At 74.1% G+C, this 18,505-nt stretch carries 10 protein-coding genes; 4 read left to right on the top strand and 6 right to left on the bottom strand.

Annotated features, from left to right (window positions below; translation table 11 throughout):
- Positions 1–5: 5 nt before the first annotated feature.
- The 4 genes from AC6I72_RS36300 to eccD all read right to left on the bottom strand — a co-directional run bounded on the left by AC6I72_RS36300 (position 6) and on the right by eccD (position 3,854).
- The gene (locus tag AC6I72_RS36300; protein ID WP_498005900.1) at positions 6–302 is read right to left on the bottom strand and encodes a WXG100 family type VII secretion target; all 297 of its coding nucleotides are present in this window, start codon (positions 300–302) and stop codon (positions 6–8) included.
- 75 nt (positions 303–377) lie between these two features.
- Positions 378–761, bottom strand: a complete 384-nt coding sequence (locus AC6I72_RS36295) for a WXG100 family type VII secretion target (RefSeq protein ID WP_498005898.1) — start codon at positions 759–761, stop codon at positions 378–380.
- A 167-nt stretch (positions 762–928) separates the two neighbouring features.
- Complete coding sequence (eccB, locus tag AC6I72_RS36290) at positions 929–2,434, bottom strand: type VII secretion protein EccB (RefSeq protein ID WP_498005896.1); 1,506 nt, start codon at positions 2,432–2,434, stop codon at positions 929–931.
- A 19-nt stretch (positions 2,435–2,453) separates the two neighbouring features.
- Entirely contained in the window at positions 2,454–3,854 is a 1,401-nt protein-coding gene (eccD, locus tag AC6I72_RS36285) for a type VII secretion integral membrane protein EccD (protein WP_498005894.1), read from the bottom strand.
- Positions 3,855–4,252: 398 nt separating this feature from the next.
- On the opposite strand from eccD, the gene eccCa reads away from it, so the two are divergent.
- Complete coding sequence (gene eccCa / locus AC6I72_RS36280) at positions 4,253–8,275, top strand: type VII secretion protein EccCa (RefSeq protein ID WP_498006456.1); 4,023 nt, start codon at positions 4,253–4,255, stop codon at positions 8,273–8,275.
- A 78-nt stretch (positions 8,276–8,353) separates the two neighbouring features.
- Here the strand turns inward: eccCa and AC6I72_RS36275 are convergent, their stop codons facing one another.
- Positions 8,354–9,625 carry a S8 family serine peptidase gene (locus tag AC6I72_RS36275; protein WP_498005893.1) on the bottom strand — a complete coding sequence of 424 codons (1,272 nt, stop codon included), beginning with the start codon at positions 9,623–9,625 and terminating at the stop codon, positions 8,354–8,356.
- Positions 9,626–9,945: 320 nt separating this feature from the next.
- Between AC6I72_RS36275 and AC6I72_RS36270 the strand changes: the two genes are divergently transcribed.
- From AC6I72_RS36270 to AC6I72_RS36260, 3 genes are all read left to right on the top strand, one after another.
- Positions 9,946–12,606: a hypothetical protein gene (locus tag AC6I72_RS36270; protein WP_498005892.1), complete on the top strand. Its 2,661-nt coding sequence runs from the start codon at positions 9,946–9,948 to the stop codon at positions 12,604–12,606.
- 75 nt (positions 12,607–12,681) lie between these two features.
- Positions 12,682–14,442 carry a hypothetical protein gene (locus AC6I72_RS36265; protein WP_498005890.1) on the top strand — a complete coding sequence of 587 codons (1,761 nt, stop codon included), beginning with the start codon at positions 12,682–12,684 and terminating at the stop codon, positions 14,440–14,442.
- 162 nt (positions 14,443–14,604) lie between these two features.
- Entirely contained in the window at positions 14,605–17,964 is a 3,360-nt protein-coding gene (locus AC6I72_RS36260; protein WP_498005888.1) for a right-handed parallel beta-helix repeat-containing protein, read from the top strand.
- Between the two features lie 60 nt (positions 17,965–18,024).
- On the opposite strand, the gene AC6I72_RS36255 is transcribed toward AC6I72_RS36260, so the two are convergent.
- On the bottom strand, positions 18,025–18,462 hold the full coding sequence (locus AC6I72_RS36255; protein WP_498005886.1) for a hypothetical protein: 438 nt from the start codon (positions 18,460–18,462) through the stop codon (positions 18,025–18,027).
- Positions 18,463–18,505 lie beyond the last annotated feature (43 nt).

Here is an 18,505-nt window from a genome sequence, read left to right as displayed (position 1 = left end):
TCTGGTCAGATCGTGATGCTCTGGAACCCGTCCCGGTTCGACGCCGAAGCACGGGCGAGCGTCACCATGTTGTTGTGCAGCGTGCTGGTGTGGCGGTCCAGAAGCGCCCTGGCATTCCTCTGGCAGCGTTCCCACGTCGCGTTGACCTGGTCGTACGCGGCCTTGTCCTCACCGATCCAGTTCCGGGTGTACCCGGCCAGGTGTTCCTGAAGACTGTCGATGGTCCTGTTCATGATCGCCGCCTGTTCCTCCATCTGCTGCACGACGGACTGAACGGCAGGAAAATTCGCGTCGATTGCCATGAGTCGCCTTCTTCTCCCAGTGTGTCGTCACTCTTGTTCTTGGACCCACGCGGCTGCGGCACGCGCGGGCAACGGTCAAGCGTGTTCCGGCGCCAGTGTGTGGAACGAGTGCGTCGAGTAGTCGGAACCGTCGATCGCGGACGTCCGCCCGGCGATGTTGGTCTCGTCGATGTTGCTCTCCAGGGCCCTGCGGTCCGTCGCACTGCTGTGCTCGACCACGGTGATGATCTTCTGGGTGGCGGCGTTGATCTGCTCGAACTCGCCGAGCCAGCGGTTGATGACCTGGAGGTAGGCCTGGCCGTCCTCGCCGCCGTAGCCGCTCGAGAGCTGCGCACGGAGCCCGTCCACGGCCTGGTGCACGCCGTCGAGCGTGCTCTTCGCCGTGGTCAGCTCCGAGTGGATACTGCTGTACGTCTCGTCCGACGACTTCTTTCCTGCGTCCATCGGGACCGGGCTCATACCGTCTCCTCACATCGAACGTACGGCTCGCCGGTCCGGTCCCCTCGGCAGTGAGACCGGACCACGAGCAGGGATGCGTGCGGGAGACGTCGTGGCGCCGACAGACCTCCCACCACATATTGAACACGAGATACATGCTCCGGGGGTTCACATCAACCAAGAAGTTCTCAGCCCGAGTTGCCGCCGGCCCGGCCGCCCTGCCCGCACGTAGGTGTGCCGGTGACCGAAACATGGCCGGTGGCGGCGCTCGCGGGGGAGAGATCGGGGCCGGTCGGCAGCATGTTCAGCAGCGCGGCGGGCAGGCCCTCGGCCGCTGCGAGGTCGTAACCGAGGTCCTTGGCGGCGTCCGCGCTCGGCAGGCGGTACTTCACCCCGCTGTCGGTGACGAGGTAGGTCGCCGTGCCCGTGCCGCCGCCCGAGCTGGTCAGGGCACGCACCAGACCGCCCCCGCCAGGGGCCACGGCGATGCCGTCGACGGCGAGGCAGGCGGGCGCGGACGCCTTGAGCGGGGGCAGGGCCTGGTCGGTGAGCGAACGCACCGGCACCAGGGCGAGCGTCACCTGGAGTGCCTGGGTGCCCTGTGCGTCGAGGCCGACGCAGACGCCGGCGGAGTCGGGCACCGTCAGCAGGGCAGGGGGTTGTTGCGGCAGCCGGGCTCCGGACTGCCGTACGGCCTCGGCGGAGGCCGAGCCCGTGGCGGCGAGGGTGCCGCCCAGCGCCTGCGCGGAGAGCGTCACGGCCGCGGGCGCGCTCGCCGGGTAGGCCTTCTCCTTGGTGCGGTGGTCGCCGAGCACCAGGGCCGCCTGCGTGGCGGTGAGGGGGACCAGGCCGTCGCGGCCGAGCACGTAGTACCGCTGCGCGGAACCGGGTGTCTGGACGGTGAACACCTGGCCCACCCGGGTCGCGTGTCCGTCCAGACGGGGGCCGGCCGAGCCGAGGCCGGGCAGCGCGGGCGCCGTGAGGTCGGCTCCGGCCGGGACACCGTCCAGGAAGGCCGCCGAGACGGGGAGCGGGTCCGTGCCGCCGTAACCGAGCGCGGCCAGCGCGGACCTGCCCCCCGGGATCCGGAACCTGTTGTCCTGCCACAGCAGGTAGGGGTCCCCGTCCGGCCCCTTCACCAGCACACCCTGATCGGACCCCACCCCGATGCCGTCGTGCTCCGCGTCGACCGCGAGCACGGTCAGCGGCTTGTGCGCCCCGGACGCGGTGACCTCGGTCGCGGCACACACCTGCCAGGGATGCGCGTTGAGGGAGGCGGCGGGAGGCAGCGAGTCGGGGGCTCCGGGAATGCCGACCGGGTTGCCGTGGCGGGCCTCGGCCAGCGACTGCGCGGCCACCGAGACGGTCGACATGTCCGGGCCGAGCAGCAGGCGGGCGGAGGGGTAGTTGAGCACCGTGTGGAGCCGGCCGTCGTAGACGTAACGGGTGCCCGTCCCCTTCTCGACGATCAGCGACTTGCCGCTGCGCCAGGAGGTGTTGCCGCCCGGCTTGATGAAGCCGAACAGGAGGAAACCGGCCGCGAGGACGACGGCCACGACCATTCCGTAGGTCATGCCGCGGTTGGTCCGCCGGGCGGGCGGCTCGGCCAGGTCGGGGTCGGCGCGCAGCAAGCCGGAGGTCAGCCGGGACACCAGGAACTGGTGCGCCATGACCTGATCGCGTCGGGACTGCATGGTGACACTCCTCGGAAGTTCAGCCGTTCAGGCCGCGCAGGCTTCGGTAGACGTCCAGGACCCACAGCGTCATCGGGAGCAGCGCGAGGGCCGCGGCGGAGTGGAGCAGGTCGCCCGCGCGGCCCCAGTAGGGCAGCAGCCGGCGCCCGGGAACCGTCCAGCACACGACTCCGGCGAGCGCGGCGGCGGCGAGCAGGACGGCGGTGCCCAGGAGTTCACCGCGGGTGCCGTGGGCGCGGGCGAGTTCGACGGCGAGGAACACGCTCCCCAGGCCGGCCGGCAGGACGAGGGCGATCCGCTGCCAGGAGGTTCCCAGGGTGCGCGCGTGCAGGGCGAGCAGGACCGCCAGCAGCAGGGACGTGATCGTCTCAGGAAGGCCCGGCCGGGTCGCCATGGCCGCCATGCAGACCGCGCAGACCAGGCCGACGGCGCCGTACAGGCCGGTCATCCACTGGTCGACCGCACCTGCTCCGGCCGCCACGTCCTCCTCCGTGCGCGGTTCGATGCCCTCCTGGAGCTGGTCGGGGTTGGTCGGCAGCGGGGGCAGGCGCAGCCCGGACAGGGAGAAGGACATCATGGGGATGAAGGCTCCGAAGAGCACGACGCCGACCGCGACGGCCGAGGCGGCCTGCGGGAACGGCACGTCCAGTCCCAGCATGACGCCGCCGCCGAGGACCCCCGCCACGCACACGACCCCGGCGGCGGCGAACACCACGGGGTACCCGGCCACCATCGCGGTGGCGAGCACCAGCCCGACCGCCCCGGCGGCGCCCGCCGCGACCAGGTGCGCGCCGACGGTGCGCGCCGCCCCGTCCCCGGGCCGTCCGGCGCCGGTGAGCAGCGCTCCGGCCACGGCGAGGAAGGCGGCGCCGGACAGGCCGAGCAGCACCCCGCCCGGCCGGTCCTCCAGGACGCGCGCCGCCGAACCGGCGCCGGACAGGGCCAGCAGGGCGGCGCCCGCGGCGAGCACGGCCCGGTCGCCCGCCGCCCCGCCGGAGGTGGCCAGCAGGACCAGGCAGCCGAGCAGCGCGCCGCCCATCAGGGTCCGCAGCACCCAGCGGCTGACGTCGGGTGTCCAGGCGTGCGGGAGGCCCCGCACGGCGGCGGAGACGGCTTCGAGCAGGCTGTCGTAGCGGACCGGCGGAAGCTCCTGGCGCCGGGGGCGCAGCAACAGCGTCTCGCCCTCGCGCAGTTCGAGCGAGGCGGGCGTGCCTTCCAGGTCCAGGGGGCTGCCGCCGATGCGCTGGAGGGCCCAGCCGCCGTTCTCCAGGCCCTGTTCGGCCAGGTCCTCACCGGCGTGCGTGGCGATCACGGGCAGCAGGTCCGCGATGGGGACGTCGGCCGGTACGGCGAGGTCCAGGGTCTTCTCAGGGGCGCGCACCGTGAGACGGCACAACCCGTTCATCGAGCCTTCGCTCATGAGGGCAACAGCCTTCCGGGGGACATGCACGGCCATGACCGGACGGCGGTCCTGCCGCCGGGCATGGCGAGGTGGTCTGGGAAGCCGCTTCGTCCCGGCCGGGCGCCAGCGGGCCGGGGCGGAGCGTGAGGCGGTCGAGGGCATGCCGGGTGCCTTCGCCAACAGTGCCTGACAGCAGATACTCTCATGGCCGCAAACGTGTTTTCACCGTGAGTCTCCGGGACCGTACCCGGCACCGGCGCGTGTCGCCGCGGCGACACGTGGCGCACACGCCGTTCCCAGCCGGGGCGGGCCGGGTGCGGCGCTCTCGCGGTGAGCCCGCCCAGGCCCCTCCCTCTCAGCACCGGGGCCCCGGTTCTTCCGCCCCGTGCACACGTGAAGGAGAGACCCAGTTGAGCGTGGTTTTCTTCCGCAGGCCGGTCCGTCGGCGCGGCCCGGACCTGCCCGACGGCGAACTGGCTCTCCAGGAGCCACCGACCCTGTCGGAGGCCACACCTTCCTCGTCGGCCGGTCTGCTGACGTATCTGCCGATGGCGGGCATGTCCGTCGGCATGGTGCTGCTGTACACACGTATCGGCAGCGGCACCGGGCCGGTCATCTATCTCGTGGTCGGGCTGATGCTGCTGTCCATGATCACGATGCTGGTCGGGCAGCTGGTGAAGTCCGGCTCCGAACGCAAGCAGAAGATGCAGGGGGTGCGCCGCGACTACCTGCGCTACCTCGGCGGGATGCGGCGCAAGGCACGGGCGGCCGTGGCCGAGCAGCAGCGGGCCCTGGCCTGGAGGCACCCGGAGCCGGAGGAACTGTGGTCGTTCGCCGCGACCACCCGGCTGTGGGAGCGCCGCGCCTCCGACGCCGACTTCGCGGAGGTGCGGCTGGCCGTCGGTGACCAGCGCCTGTCCCTCCAGCTGGTGAACAAGGCGAGCAAGCCCGTGGAGGACCTGGACCCGCTGACCGCGCACGCGCTGCGGGCCTTCATCAACGCCTACTCGACGGTCCCCGAGCAGCCGATCGCGCTGTTCCTGCGCGCCTGGGCCCGCGTGCTCTTCCAGGGCGAGCGGGCGAAGGTGCTGGCCGCCGCGCGCGCCCTGGTGGGCCAGCTGGCGGTGGCCCACACCCCGCAGAACCTGATGATCGCCTTCTGCGTGGCCCCCGAGCACCGCCCGGACTGGGAGTGGGCCAAGTGGCTGCCGCACACGCTGCACCCGAACGAGACGGACGGCGCGGGCCCGGCCCGGCTCATCACCTCGGCCTTCACCGAACTGGAGGACCTGCTCGGTGAGGAGTTCACCGAGCGCGCCGGTTTCGAGGCGGGTGCCTCGCCGACCGCCGACGAGCCCTACGTGGTCGTGGTGCTGGACGGCGGTCAGGTGCCCGAGGGGCACCGCGCGGCCCGGGCCGGTTTCCGCAACGCCGTCGTCGTGGACCTGGCCGGGGGACTGCCCTGGCGGCCCGGTCGTACGGTGCTGCGGCTGCGCGTGGAGGAGGGCGCGCCGGCGGAGCCGGGACAGCCGGCGTACGACGAGCTGAAGATCGTACGCACCGACCGGGACCGGAAGGAGACGACGATCCCGCTGGGCCGTGCGGACCGGCTCGGTCCGGCCGCGGCGCGGGCGCTGGCCGCCCAGCTCGCCCCGATGCGGACCGGGGCGACCGCCGAGGCCGCGCAGCCGCTGTCCACCGACATCCAGCTGACCGCCCTCCTGGGCATCCCGGACCTGCACCGGTTCTCCCCGGCCGAGTACTGGGAGCGGCGCGGCGGCCAGCGGCAGCGCCTGCGGGTGCCGATCGCGGTGGGCGCGGACGGGCGGCCGGTCGAGCTGGACCTCAAGGAGTCCGCGCAGGACGGCATGGGACCGCACGGCATGCTGATCGGCGCCACGGGTTCCGGCAAGAGCGAGCTGCTGCGCACGCTGGTGCTGGGGCTGGCCCTGGCCCATTCGTCGGAGACGCTCAACTTCGTGCTCGTGGACTTCAAGGGCGGTGCGACCTTCCTCGGCTTCGACGAGCTGCCGCACACCTCGGCGGTGATCACCAACCTGGCGGACGAGGTGTCGCTGGTGGACCGCATGCAGGACGCCCTGCGCGGGGAGATCCAGCGGCGGCAGGAACTGCTGCGCAGCGCGGGCAACTTCACCTCGGTCCTCGAGTACGAGAAGGCGCGCGCGGCCGGCACCCCGCTGGAGCCGCTGCCCAGTCTCCTGGTGGTCGTGGACGAGTTCAGCGAACTGCTCGCCGCGCACCGGGAGTTCATGGACCTGTTCGTGGCGATCGGCCGGCTGGGCCGCTCGCTGGGTGTGCACATGCTGCTGGCCTCGCAGCGGCTGGACGAGGGCCGGATGCACCAGCTGGAGGGCCACCTCTCCTACCGCATCGGGCTGCGTACGTTCTCGGCGATGGAGAGCCGGGGCGTGCTCGGTGTGCCCGACGCCTACGAGCTGCCGTCGCAGCCGGGCGCCGGTTTCCTCAAGAGCGGTGTGGAGCCGCTGACCCGGTTCCGGGCCGCGTACGTCTCCGGGCCCTACCGGCAGAAGGTGGGCGCGCTGGCCCAGGAGAAGATCGCCGGCCAGGTGGTGCCGTGGACCGGGGACTGGGTGGGCGGACGCGACGACACCGCCGCCGAGGAGCCCGCGGCCGCGACGACGGCCGGGGCGGACGAGGAGGACGCGGACAGCCTGATGGCGGTGGCCCTCGACAAGCTCCGCGACTCCGGGCCGCCCGCGTACGAGGTGTGGCTGCCTCCGCTGGGCGCCCCGCCGACCCTGGACGCGCTGCTGCCGCCGCTCGTCCCCGACCCGGAACTGGGTCTGACCACGGCCGACTGGGAGGGCCGCGGCAAGCTGCGGGTCCCCCTCGGCATCGTCGACAAGCCCTTCGAGCAGGTACGCGACCTGCTGACGGTGGACCTCGCGGGCGCCGGCGGCCACGTGGCCATCGCGGGCGGCCCGCAGAGCGGCAAGTCCACCCTCGTGCGCAGCCTGATCACCGCCCTGGCCCTGACCCACACCCCGGGTGAAGTCCAGTTCTACTGCCTGGACTTCGGTGGCGGCACCCTCTCCTCGCTGGCCGGCCTGCCGCACGTGGGCGGGGTCGTGGGCCGGCTGGAGACCGAACGGGTGGGCCGGACCCTGGCCGAGATGACCACGCTCCTCGCCCACCGGGAGCGGTTGTTCCTGGAGCACTCGATCGACTCCATGGCGACGCTGCGGCGCCGCCGCGCGGCCGGTGAGTTCCCCGAGGAACGGCACGGGGACGTGTTCCTGGTGATCGACGGCTGGCAGACGATGCGGCAGGAGTTCCAGGACCACACGCAGACGGTCGCCCAGCTCACCACCAGCGGTCTGAACTACGGCATCCACGTGGTGACCGCCACCACCCGCTGGGCCGAACTGGCCACGGCGGTCCGCGACCAGTCGGGGACCAAGCTGGAACTGCGCATGGGCGACCCGCTGGACTCCACGATCGACATGCGGCGGGCCAGGACCGTGCCGACCGTGCCCGGCCGCGGTCTGACGGTCGACTCCAAGCTGCACTTCCTGACCACCCTGCCGCGCATCGACGGCGTCGACGACGCGGCCAGCCTCAGCGACGGCGTGGCCGACCTGGTGTCGGCCGTGACGGAGAGCTGGCAGGGCCCGTCCGCACCGCCGGTGCGCATGCTGCCCACCGAACTGGACGCCGCCCAGCTGCCGTCCGCACCCGAGGGACGCCGCTTCCACATCGCGCTCGGTGTGGAGGAGACGCAGCTGGAGCCGGCCTGGCACAACTTCGCCGAGACCCCGCACCTGGTGGCCTTCGGCGACAGCGAGTCGGGCAAGACCAACCTGCTGCGCCTGGTGGCGAAGGGGGTCGTCGAGCGGTTCACCCCGGCCGAGGCCCGGATCCTGGTGGTCGACTTCCGCCGCGAACTCGTCGAGGCGGTGCCCAAGGAGTACCAGCTGGGCCACGCGGTGTCGGTCGACCAGCTGGCGGAGTACGTCGACGGGGTCGGCCGGGCCCTGAAGACCCGTACTCCCGGACAGGACATCTCACCGGCCCAGATGCGGCAGGCCGACTGGTGGGCGGGGCCCCGTCTGTTCGTCCTCGTCGACGACTACGACCTCGTCGCCAACCCGATGCGGCCGGTCTTCGAACCCCTGCTGGAACACCTGCCGCTGGGCTACGAGGTGGGTCTGCACATGGTCGTCACCCGGGCCGCCGCGGGCGCGATGCGCGGCCTCAACGACCCGCTGGTGCGGCGCATGCTGGAGGTCAACACGCCCGGCCTGCTGATGTCCTGCCCGCCGAGCGAGGGATACCTCTTCAACAACATCAGGCCGAGGATCCTGCCGCCCGGCCGCGGCAGCTACGTCACGCGCCGCAGCGCGACGCAGATCCAGCTGGGGCTGCTGCCCGGGACGGAGGACGACAGCACGGGGTGACGTCGCGGGGCCGGGAGGGCGGACGGACGTCCGAGAAGGAGTGCGGCCCCGGCTCCCGGCGCCGGGGCCGGCGTCCTCTCACGACGGTGCGCCCGCGTCGGCACGCCGGCTCCTGCGGATCCGGGCCACGGCCATCGCGGCCCCTGCCGCCGCCGTCACCAGCAGACACCCCGCCGCCAGCGCTCCCGCCCGCCGTACGACACCGCTGCGGGGGGCGCGGTCCGGGAGCCGGACGGCCGTCTCGTCCGGTGCGGCGGCCGGTCCCGCCGGGGGCAGCACCATGCTGAGCGCCGCCGCGGGATCGAGGAGCGGCACCTGCGCGTGCGCGGCGGTGGCCGTCAGCCGCGCCGCCGTCTCCGCGGCGCTCAGGCCGGGCCGCTGGGCGCGGACCAGGGCGGCGGCGCCCGCCACGAAGGCGGCGGCCACCGACGGCCCGTTGGCGACGTAGGAGCCCGGGCCGGACGGTCCGATGCCGGTGATGCCGTTGCCGGGTGCCGCGAGATCGGCGTGCCCGGGGACGGCAACGGCGTCGCGGGGCCGGCCGCCGTCGATGTCGGTGTCCACCACGGAGAGCACCCCGTCCGCGGCGGCCGGCCAGTAGGCGGTGGGGGGAGGGGTCGCGCCCTGCCCTGAGCCGGGGGGCGCGGTGTCGGGTGCGGCGGGGGCGATGACGAGCACGTCGTGGGCCCTGGCCGCCGCGAGGGCCGGCTTCAGCGCGGCACCGGACCCGGGCAGCGCGGCCGAGACCACGACGACCTTCGCCCCCGCCGCCACCACCGCCTCGATGCCCTCGGCGACCCGCGCCGCGCTCGGCGTGCCCTTCTGGTCGGTTCCGCGCGCGCCGATGATCCGGGCCCGGGGCGCCACACCGCTGAAACCACCCCCGGGAGCGGGCGCCGCCGCGACGATCCCGGCGAGGAAGGTGCCGTGCCCCACGCAGTCCTGGGCGGCGTCCCCGGTGACCTGCACGCGTCCGGCGAGCAGCGGTGCGTGGTCCGACACACCGGTGTCCACCACGCCCACCGCCACACCGGCGCCCTGGCTGTAGCGCGCGGCCCGTGCCAGGCTCAGGTTCTGCTGCGCCCAGGGCACCGCGTTCACCTGGACCTTGGAGGGTCTGGTGCACGCGGTCGCTCCGGAGGCGAGCGCCGGCGGCATCAGGGGCAGCTTCGGCGGACCGGCCGACGCATCCGCGACGGCCGTACCGGTGTCAGGTGCCGCGGCCGCCGCCGGTACGGGCGCGGTCAGGGCCATCAGCCCGCCGAGGAGCGGCAGCACGGCGGCGGACCGCAGGGTGTGCCGGCGGACACGTCCGGGGGCGAGGTGGGATGAGGTGCTCTCGTCGTTCATAGGCTGAAACCCCTGAGCGTGGTGGACCGTTGGTTCCGGGTAGTGGGACATCCGTCGCCGGTCTCGGTGGCGACGGGTAAACTCTTGTCCAGCAAGCACATGTGGCGACGGGTCGGCTCCGGACACCACATGCGACACCGGAGCGGACGGAACACCTCCGTGTTTCCCGCTCCGCCCCTCCGGCCTGGCGCGGCCGGTCAGCACCGTACCGGACTCACCCATGTGTCAAGAACACATGGGTTCCGGTGCGGCAGTGATCCCACCGACGCGACCAAGAGCTGCGAGGACCGCATGACCGTCAGCCGTGCAGGGAGCAGGCGATGATCCGGCGCGGTGCCGGAAGGCGTGCCGGGCGCACCGGTCCCCGCGCCGCCGGGCCGCTGACGGTGACGACCGGCGGCGAACGGGTCCATCTCGTGCACCTGGGCGACCGCCCGCCCGCGCCGCTCAAGGACGTCGCCGACTGTCTGGGGCCCGCCGGAGAGGGCGAGGTCGCCGTCGTGGTCGGCTCGTCCCTGGGCGACGGCGGCGCGGACGCGCTGTGCGAACAGCTGGCACCGGCGCTGGACAAGAGCCGGAAGGCCGACATACGTGTGCTGCGCCTGGTGATGTCCGCGGGTGCGGACGAGGCCGGCGGCCGGCCCTCGGTGGCCCGGCTCCTGTGCGAACGCTGGGGGTTCGACGTACTGGCCACGGCCGGGGCGGCCGTCGTCGTGCCCGACGGGTCCCTGTTCTCGCCCGACCTGCCCGGCGCTCCCGGGGGCTGGTGGCACTTCTCCACCGGTGAGGTGCCCCGCCGGGTCGGCAGCCGGCTGCCGGTCCCCGACTGGGAGTCCGCCCTGGAACGGGTCGGGAGGGAAGCGGCCGACGGGCACGTCGTCGAAGCGGTCCCGGCGGGCCTGCTGGTCCGCCCGGCCCAGGCCTCCGCTCCCGTCGTGCACGCCCTGCCCTACGCCGTACCGCCCGACCCGGACCGGCCGCAGGTGCTGCTCGGCGCACCGAGCGTGCCCGCGGAGGCGCTGGCGGACGTGCTGGCCGCGCTGCCGGGGCGGCTGCGCCGGTCGGTGCGGCTGCTGTCCCTCGACGGCCGGGACCTGATCGGCACCGGGCAGGCGGTGGCCGATCTGATCGGCGCCGACACGCAGGTGGCCCATGGTGTGCCCGTGATCACCGAGCGCGCCGCGCCCGGTGAGGCGTCCGTCTCCCTCCGTATGGTCGGCGCCGACGGAACACCCTCCTGGCGTCCGTACGTGGAGTCCGTGGTCTGCCCGCCCATGGTGAACGGGGTCCGGCCGCCGGTCCGGGTGGCCGCCTGGCGCGCTCCGGCCGGGCTGCGCCGCGAGGGGGCGGAGCCGGACGCGCTGGTGCTCGACGGCCGCTGGAAGGCGGCGGTGACCCCGGCGGGTCTGTGGATCGGCCCGCGCAGCACCCGTCCGCCACACGCCGCCGCGCACCGGCCGGTCGCGCCCGACGTCGTGGCCGTCGACCTCGGCGCGCCCCGGCGCGCGCTGGACGACTCCCTCTGGCCGCACCTCGACGCGATCCTGCGGGACATGGAACCGGAGGAACGGGAGCGGGCGGTGGTGCGTGTCCACGGTGTCCTCGGCGCCAACGGCATGGACCAGTTGCGCAGGCTGGCCGTGCGGCACGGTTTCTCGCTGCTGGCCCAGGAACCGGCCGCGGGGACGGCGGAGGAGGCCGGTGCCGTGGCAGAAGCGGGCCCGGATACGGTGCCGGAGACGGAACCGGAGGGTGGGTCCGCGCCGAGCGGCACTCCGGGGGCCGGGGGCCGCCCCGTCCTCTCGCCGGAGCAGGAGCCGGAGCCGGAGTCGGAGCAGGAGCCGGTGCCTGAGCCGGAGTTCGGGTCGGTGCCTGAGCCGGAGTCCATGCCGGGGGTTCCGCTTGCGACCACCTCCGCTCACACACCGGGCGCGGCGGCCTCACCGGACGCGCCGGACCTGCCCGGCGCACCGGGCGCTCCGCACCGCCCGGCCGCAGCGGCCCCGTCTCCGGGGCGACCCGCGTACGCCACGGCGGGCACCGGCGCCACGCAGACCTCGGGCCAGGCGGCCCCGCCGCGCGCCACACCGGCGGCCGGGCCCGCGGCGCCCCCGTCCGTGCCGCGCGAGACGCCCTCCCCCGCTTCGACGGAGGAGACCTGGCTCCGGTCGCCGGCTCGGCAGGCGTCCTCGCCGCAGCACGGCCCCGTCCCCCAGCGGGCCGTGCCGCCGTCCCGCCCGCAGGCGCCGCCACCGGACGCGCAGAGCGACCACGACACGCTCCGCGCCTCCCTGGGTCCGTTCTGGGAGCGCCACACCAGGGCCGCCCTGCAGGCGATGACGCGGATGCCCGGCATGCGCGCGCAGGACTCCGGTGACGTCTCGCTCACCCACCTGGCGGCCGTGCACGTGTACTTGACCGCCGTGGACGAGTCGGAACTGGGCGCGTCCGTGACGGACGGGGACGAGTCGACGCTGGCGTTGCTGCGCTGTCTGGAGTGGGGGTTGCGCAGGCTCCCCTCCTACCGTGGTGCCGTGGTCAGCGTCAGCCCGCAGCTCACGGCCCGCCTGACGCCCGACCTGGTGGGGGCCCGTCTGGACGGCGAGTTCCCGGTCCGCGGTACGGCGGCCGGGGCCGGGGGCCCGGCGCCGGCGACCGATCACGTGCTCATCTGGTCGGTGACGGGCCGCCGCGCCAGTGCCCTCCTGAACGAGGAGAGCAGGGAGATCGTGTTCTCCCGCCACTCCGGCTTCCGGTTCCTGGGTGTCGCGCGGCGTGGTCCGGCCACCGTCGGCCTGCTGCGTGAACTGCCCCCGCACGACCGCTCGTCCGGCACGACGGAGCTGACCGCGTCCGACGTCGCCCTCCTCGAACGGCTGCGCGCCGCCGTGGACCTGTCCGCCGGCCCGGCCGCGCACACACCGACGACCCGACCCGCGGCGGCGGGCGCGGCGGTGCCGCCGCACACCGGCACCGCCTGAACCCGCTCCCCCGCCCTGCCCTCCCGGCCACCACGCCGGTGCTCCGGCACCGGCCCGCCCCGTACAAGGAGTCCCATGTCTCCCAGAACCCCGAGGACCGCGGCCACGCCGGCCGCCCCGGCCGACGCGGCCTTCGCCAACGCGCCGCGGATCCGGCGGGCCGCCGCTCTGCCGATGCCCGACGGAGCGAGCATGAGCCCGTTCGCCCCGGCCGACCCACTGGGCACCGGCCAGGACGAGAAGACCGCGCGGGCGCTGGCCACGGCGCTGTCCGCACCCCGGAGCCCGGAGCCGGCGCCGGAGGCGGACCCGGAGGCCTGGCGGCCGGGCGGCACGGGCGAGGACGCCCGGCAGGCCGGCGCCGAGGCGGCCGGCGAGGCCGCGGCAGCCGCCCCGCCGTCGGGGCCCCGCCGGACACCGGGCACGGGTTTCGCCGCCCGGGTCACCGAACGGCCTTTCCTGGTGGCCGCCGCCGTCGCGGGCGCCGTCATCGCCGCCACGCCGTTCGTCGCCTCCCACGGCAAGGACCACATGCGCAACTACGAGGGCATGGGCGCCGGGGATCCGGTCGCCAAGCTCCCGGGCGGCACCCCGGACCGGCACCCCGACGCCTACGCCGGCCAGATGCCGATCGCGCAGTCCGACGGCAACGGTTCCGCCGGCGGTCTGCTGGACCCGGGGGCGGGCTCGTGGCACGCCCCGGCCGCCGCGTCGGGCGGGCAGACGGCGGCGAACTCCCCAGCGGTGCCCCAGGTGCTCGCCGCGGACCCCGCCGACCGGACCGCGAACGTCCCGGCGGGAACGGGGACGGCCTCCTCGAACACCCCGTCCGGCGTGGCGGCGGACGTCTCCTCCCCGGTCCGTTCCGCCGTACCGCGGCACACCGCGACGGCCGCCGACGCTCACGCGAAGGGAGCGGCGCGGCAGACCGCACCGGCCGCGGCCCACCCGGGCATGCCGGACGGCACGACCGCCAAGGCCGTGGTCACCGGTGCCGGCGCGGGCGCGGGCACCACCGCCGCGAAGAAGCCGGCCGGCACGACCACCGCCGCCGTGAAGACCGCGGCGGCCAAGACCGCGGCCGTGAAGAACGCCACCGCCAAGCCCGCGACCGACACACCGGTGAAGGCCGCGGCCGGCACGCCGGCGAAGGCCGGCTCCGAACCGGCGACGGCCGCCGCCCGCGCGCGCGTGGCCGCGACCGGGACCGCGGCCGGTGCCACGGCCGCGTCCGCGGCCGAGCCCGCCGCGCCCCAGGCACGCGCCGCCGCCTCCGCCTCCACGCCCGACGCGGAGACTCCCCTCACCCCGCTCGAACCCACCACGACCGGCCCCGACGCCCCCCGCGGCCAGGCCACCGGCTCCAGCCCGGCCGCCACCACCCCCGACCACACCACCACCCCCGACACCGGCACCGACTCCGGCACCGCGGCGCAGGGCGACGGCGCCGCCGCCGACCCGAAGCCGGCCGCGCACCCCGATCCCGAGCCCGCCCCCCGGTGGGGCACCGAGGTCTTCAGCGGCACCCACGTCCTGCGCCCCGGGCAGAGCCTCGCCTCCGACCGGACGCACCTGACGATGCGTACGGACGGGAACCTCGTCATCACGGACGAGAACGGCACGGTCCGCTGGTCCTCGCACACCTCGGGCCAGGGCGACTACGCCGTCCTCCAGTCGGACGGCGACCTCGTGGTCCGTACGGCGGCGCAGCAGACCCGCTGGTCGTCCGGCTCGGGCGGCCACGACGGGGCCCGGCTCGTCCTCCAGAACGACGGCAACGTCACGATCCTCGCCCCCGACGGCCGCGTTCTGTGGGCCGCCGGGACGCAGCACTGAGTACGGCCCGGCCGACCAGCCCGGCCGGGTACCCCACCCCGAAGAGGTAATCACCATGCAGAGCGCGCACCGCCGTGCCTGCGGCGCGGGTCCCGCCGCGCCGCCCGCCGGCGCCCCGGACCGGGCGTCCCGGCCGTCCGCACCCGACGGGAAGGAGCAGTCGTGGCCCGCCATCTGATCACCGTCGGCCGGGAGGGCGGCTGCGATCACACGACGATCGGCGCGGCTCTGCTCAACGCCCGTCCGGGAGCGATCATCAGTGTCCGTCCGGGCAGTTACCAGGAGACCCTGGTCGTGCAGAACCGGGTGACGATCGTCGCCGACGGCCCGCGCGGCAGCGTCGAGATCGCCCCCGCCAAGGGGGCGGCGGTGACCCTCGCGGCGGACGCCGTGATGCTCACCGACCTGCTGCTGCGGGCCGGCGAGGGCGAACTGCCGGTGATCGACGCGGTCCGCGGGCAGGTCGCCCTGGACGGCTGCGAAGTCCTGGGCGCGGGCTGGACGGCGCTGCTCAGCCGGGGCAGCGGCTCCCTCGCGATGCGGTCGTGCCGGGTCACCAACCCGGCCGGCGCGGGTGTCGTCGAGGCCGGTTCGACCGGCAGTGTCATCGAGGACTGCCTCATCGAGAACCTGGGCACGTCGGCGGTCGTGGTCAGCGAGGAGGGCCGGGTGACCGTGCGCAACTGCCGTCTGCGCGACGCCCGGGGCAACGGCGTGCTGGCCAACGGCCAGTCGCGCGGGGTCGTGGAGGACTGCGAGATCACCTCCACCGAGAAGCCTGGTGTCGCGCTGGAGGGCGGCACGTCGCTGAGGATCGTGCGGACCACGCTGCGGGACTGCACGCTCGGTGTCCACGTGTCGAGTTCGGTGCGCACCGAGCTGTCCCACGTGGCGGTGCACCGTTCGGCCGGCCACGGTTTCGTCGTCGCCGACCGCTCCGATCCGCAGCTGTCGTACTGCGAGACCTCCGCGACGCAGGGCAGCGGCGTGTACGTCACCGGACGTTCCCGCGGCTACTTCGTGAACTGCGCCTTCGACGGCGCCGAAGCGGCGGCCGTGCACGTCGAGGACTCCAGCACCCCGTCCTTCACCGGCGCCCGGGTCACCGGCAGCAAGGGCACCGGCCTGCTCCTCGAGGGGGAGTCCGCCGCCGAGTTCGACCAGCTGGACGTGGTGCGGGCGGGCGGCACCGGGGTGTCGGTGACCTCGGGGGCGAACCCGCTGCTGCGCCGCGCGCGCGTCACCGAGGCGCGCGGTGCTGGCATCCAGGTCTCCGGGCAGGCCCGGGGCCGGTTCGAGGACTGCGAGGTCGGTGACTGCGCCGGGCACGCGCTGCGGATCGAGGGGGGCGGCAACCCGCACATGGGCAGTTCGGCGCTGCGCGGCGCGGGCGGCTCGGGTGTCTCGGTGGGCGCGGAGGGGCAGGGCACCCTGCGCGACTGCGAGATCTCCGGTTCCTCCGCGTCGGGCGCCGCGGTCGAGGGCAAGGGTGAGCTGACCCTGGTCAGGACCCGGGTCCTGGGGTCCGGCGGGCACGGTGCGCTGGTCGCGGCGGACGGCCGGGCGGTGCTCAAGGCGTGCGAGTTCAGCGGGAACACCGGCGACGGAGTCCGGATCGAGTCGGACGGTCCGGTGGAGGTGACCGACTGCACCGTGCGGTCCAACAGGGGGGCCGGCCTGAAGCACGCCCGCCCGGGTGCTCACTTCACCCTCTCCGGTCTGACCAGCCTCGACAACAAGACGCCCGACGTGGGCACGGAACCGCCCGCCGAGGACGCCCCGCCCACCGCCGGCGAGCCGGCCACCAGCAGCGGGCAGGAGAACCGGGAGCCGGAGAACGCGCTGGTCGCGGAGCTGAACGCGCTCATCGGCCTGGACAACGTCAAGGAACAGGTCAACATGCTCGTCAGCCTGGGCAAGCTCGCCCAGCGGCGGGCCCGGCTCGGCATCCCGGCCCCGCCCATGAGCCGCCACCTGGTCTTCGCCGGTCCGCCCGGCACGGGCAAGACGACGGTGGCCCGGCTGTACGGCGGGATCCTGGCGAGCCTCGGGATGCTGTCCTCGGGCCACATCGTCGAGGTGTCCCGCGCCGACCTGGTCGCCCAGGTGATCGGCGGTACGGCGATCAAGACGACGGAGGTGTTCGAACGCGCCCAGGGCGGCGTGCTCTTCATCGACGAGGCGTACACGCTGCTGTCCGACAGCAAGGGTTCCTCCGTCGACTTCGGGCAGGAGGCCATCGACACCCTCGTCAAACTGATCGAGGACCACCGGGACGACACCGTGGTCATCGTCGCGGGCTACCCCAAGGAGATGACGGACTTCCTGGCCGCCAACCCGGGCATGGCCTCACGGTTCACCCGCACCATCGAGTTCGAGAACTACTCGGTGGACGAACTGGTCACCATCACCGAGAACATGTGCGCCACCCACCGCTACGTCCTCGACCCGCTGACCCGGGAGGCACTCGGCATCCGCTTCTCCCGGATGCGGCGGGACGCGACGTTCGGCAACGGCCGGGCCGCCCGCCAGGTGTTCGAGGAGATGATCGACCGGCAGTCGCTGCGGCTGGCGACCCAGCAGGAGGCGAGCGAGGCCGACCTGATGCTCATGGTCCCCGAGGACGTGGGCGCCGACGAGGCCGAGGAGGTGCGCGCGGAGGTCAGGAAGGAACCCGGCGAGTCGGACGCGCTGGCCCGGCTGCGCGCCATGACCGGTCTGGCGGCGGTCAAGCGGGAGGTCGGCGGCATCGTCGACCTGCTCACCGCCTACCGGCAGCGCGCGGCGGTGGGTCTGCCCACGCCCTCGATCAGCCACCACCTGGTGTTCTCCGGTCCGCCCGGCACGGGCAAGACCACGGTGGCCCGCCTGTACGCCGAGCTGCTGCGCTCCTTCGGCGTGCTCTCCAGCGGCCGGCTCGTCGAGGTGAGCCGCGCCGACCTGGTGGGGCGCTACATCGGACACACCGCGCAGCTCACCACGGAGAAGTTCGAGGAGGCCGTCGGGGGTGTGCTGTTCATCGACGAGGCGTACACGCTGACCCCCGCCAACTCCCCGCAGGACTTCGGCCGGGAGGCCGTCGACACCCTGCTGAAGCTGATGGAGGACCGCCGGGACGAGGTCGTGGTGATCGTCGCGGGCTACCCGGCGGAGATGGAGGGCTTCCTTGCCTCCAACCCCGGTCTGGCCTCGCGCTTCTCCCGGCACGTCTCCTTCGAGGACTACTCCACCGACGAACTGCTGTCCATCATCGACGAGCAGGCCGCCACGGCGGGGTACGTCTGCGCGCCCGCGACCCGCGAGGCGCTGCGCGCCCACCTGGACGCCCTGCCGCGCACCCGGTCCTTCGGCAACGCCCGCCTGGCCCGGCAGCTGATGGAGACGATGATGACCCGGCAGGCGGGCCGTCTCGCCTCCCTGTCCGCGCCGGACCTGGAAGCACTGACCACGCTGCTGCCCGAGGACCTGCCCGCGGGCACACCCGGCACGGCGGACCGGACGCCTGCCGAACACGCCCGCTGACGGGGGAGAAAACAGAGATCCCGCTCGCCCCTCGGGCCGAGCGGGATCTCTGCTTCCGGCTCAGCTGCGTGGCTGGGCTTCGATCACCAGGTAGGCGGCGGCACCGCCATCCGCCGTCGTCCCCCTGGCGAAGAGCTTCCAGCCGCTGCCCGTGGGATCGACGTTGAACCCGTCGACGTAGAAGGAGCTGTTGCTGGTGTTGAACTTCCCGAACACGCTGATGCCGGTCTGCCTTCCGCCACCGTAGTTCGCGATGTCGAAGGTCTGGCAGGTCCCCTGGGCGACCGTGGCGGTGGCCGTCGCCGACTGGTCCTGCGCAGCGGTGTTGAACACCAGGTAGGCCGCGTAGTTCCCCTGGGCGCACAGCTGCACACGCCCCGCGCCGATGGAGGCGGTCGCCGCCTGCGCCGGACCGCTCGACAGCAGGGCACCGGAGGCCAGGGCCGCCGCTCCGACGAAGGTGGCGGCGGCGCGCAGGGAAACAGATCTGACAGACAAGGAAATACACCTCTTGGGGTGAAGGAAGCTGCCGGGCAGACAC

The organism is Streptomyces sp. Xyl84, assembly GCF_059731885.1.
Note: the sequence above shows the minus strand (reverse complement) of the source record. Positions and strands in the feature narration are given on the sequence as shown.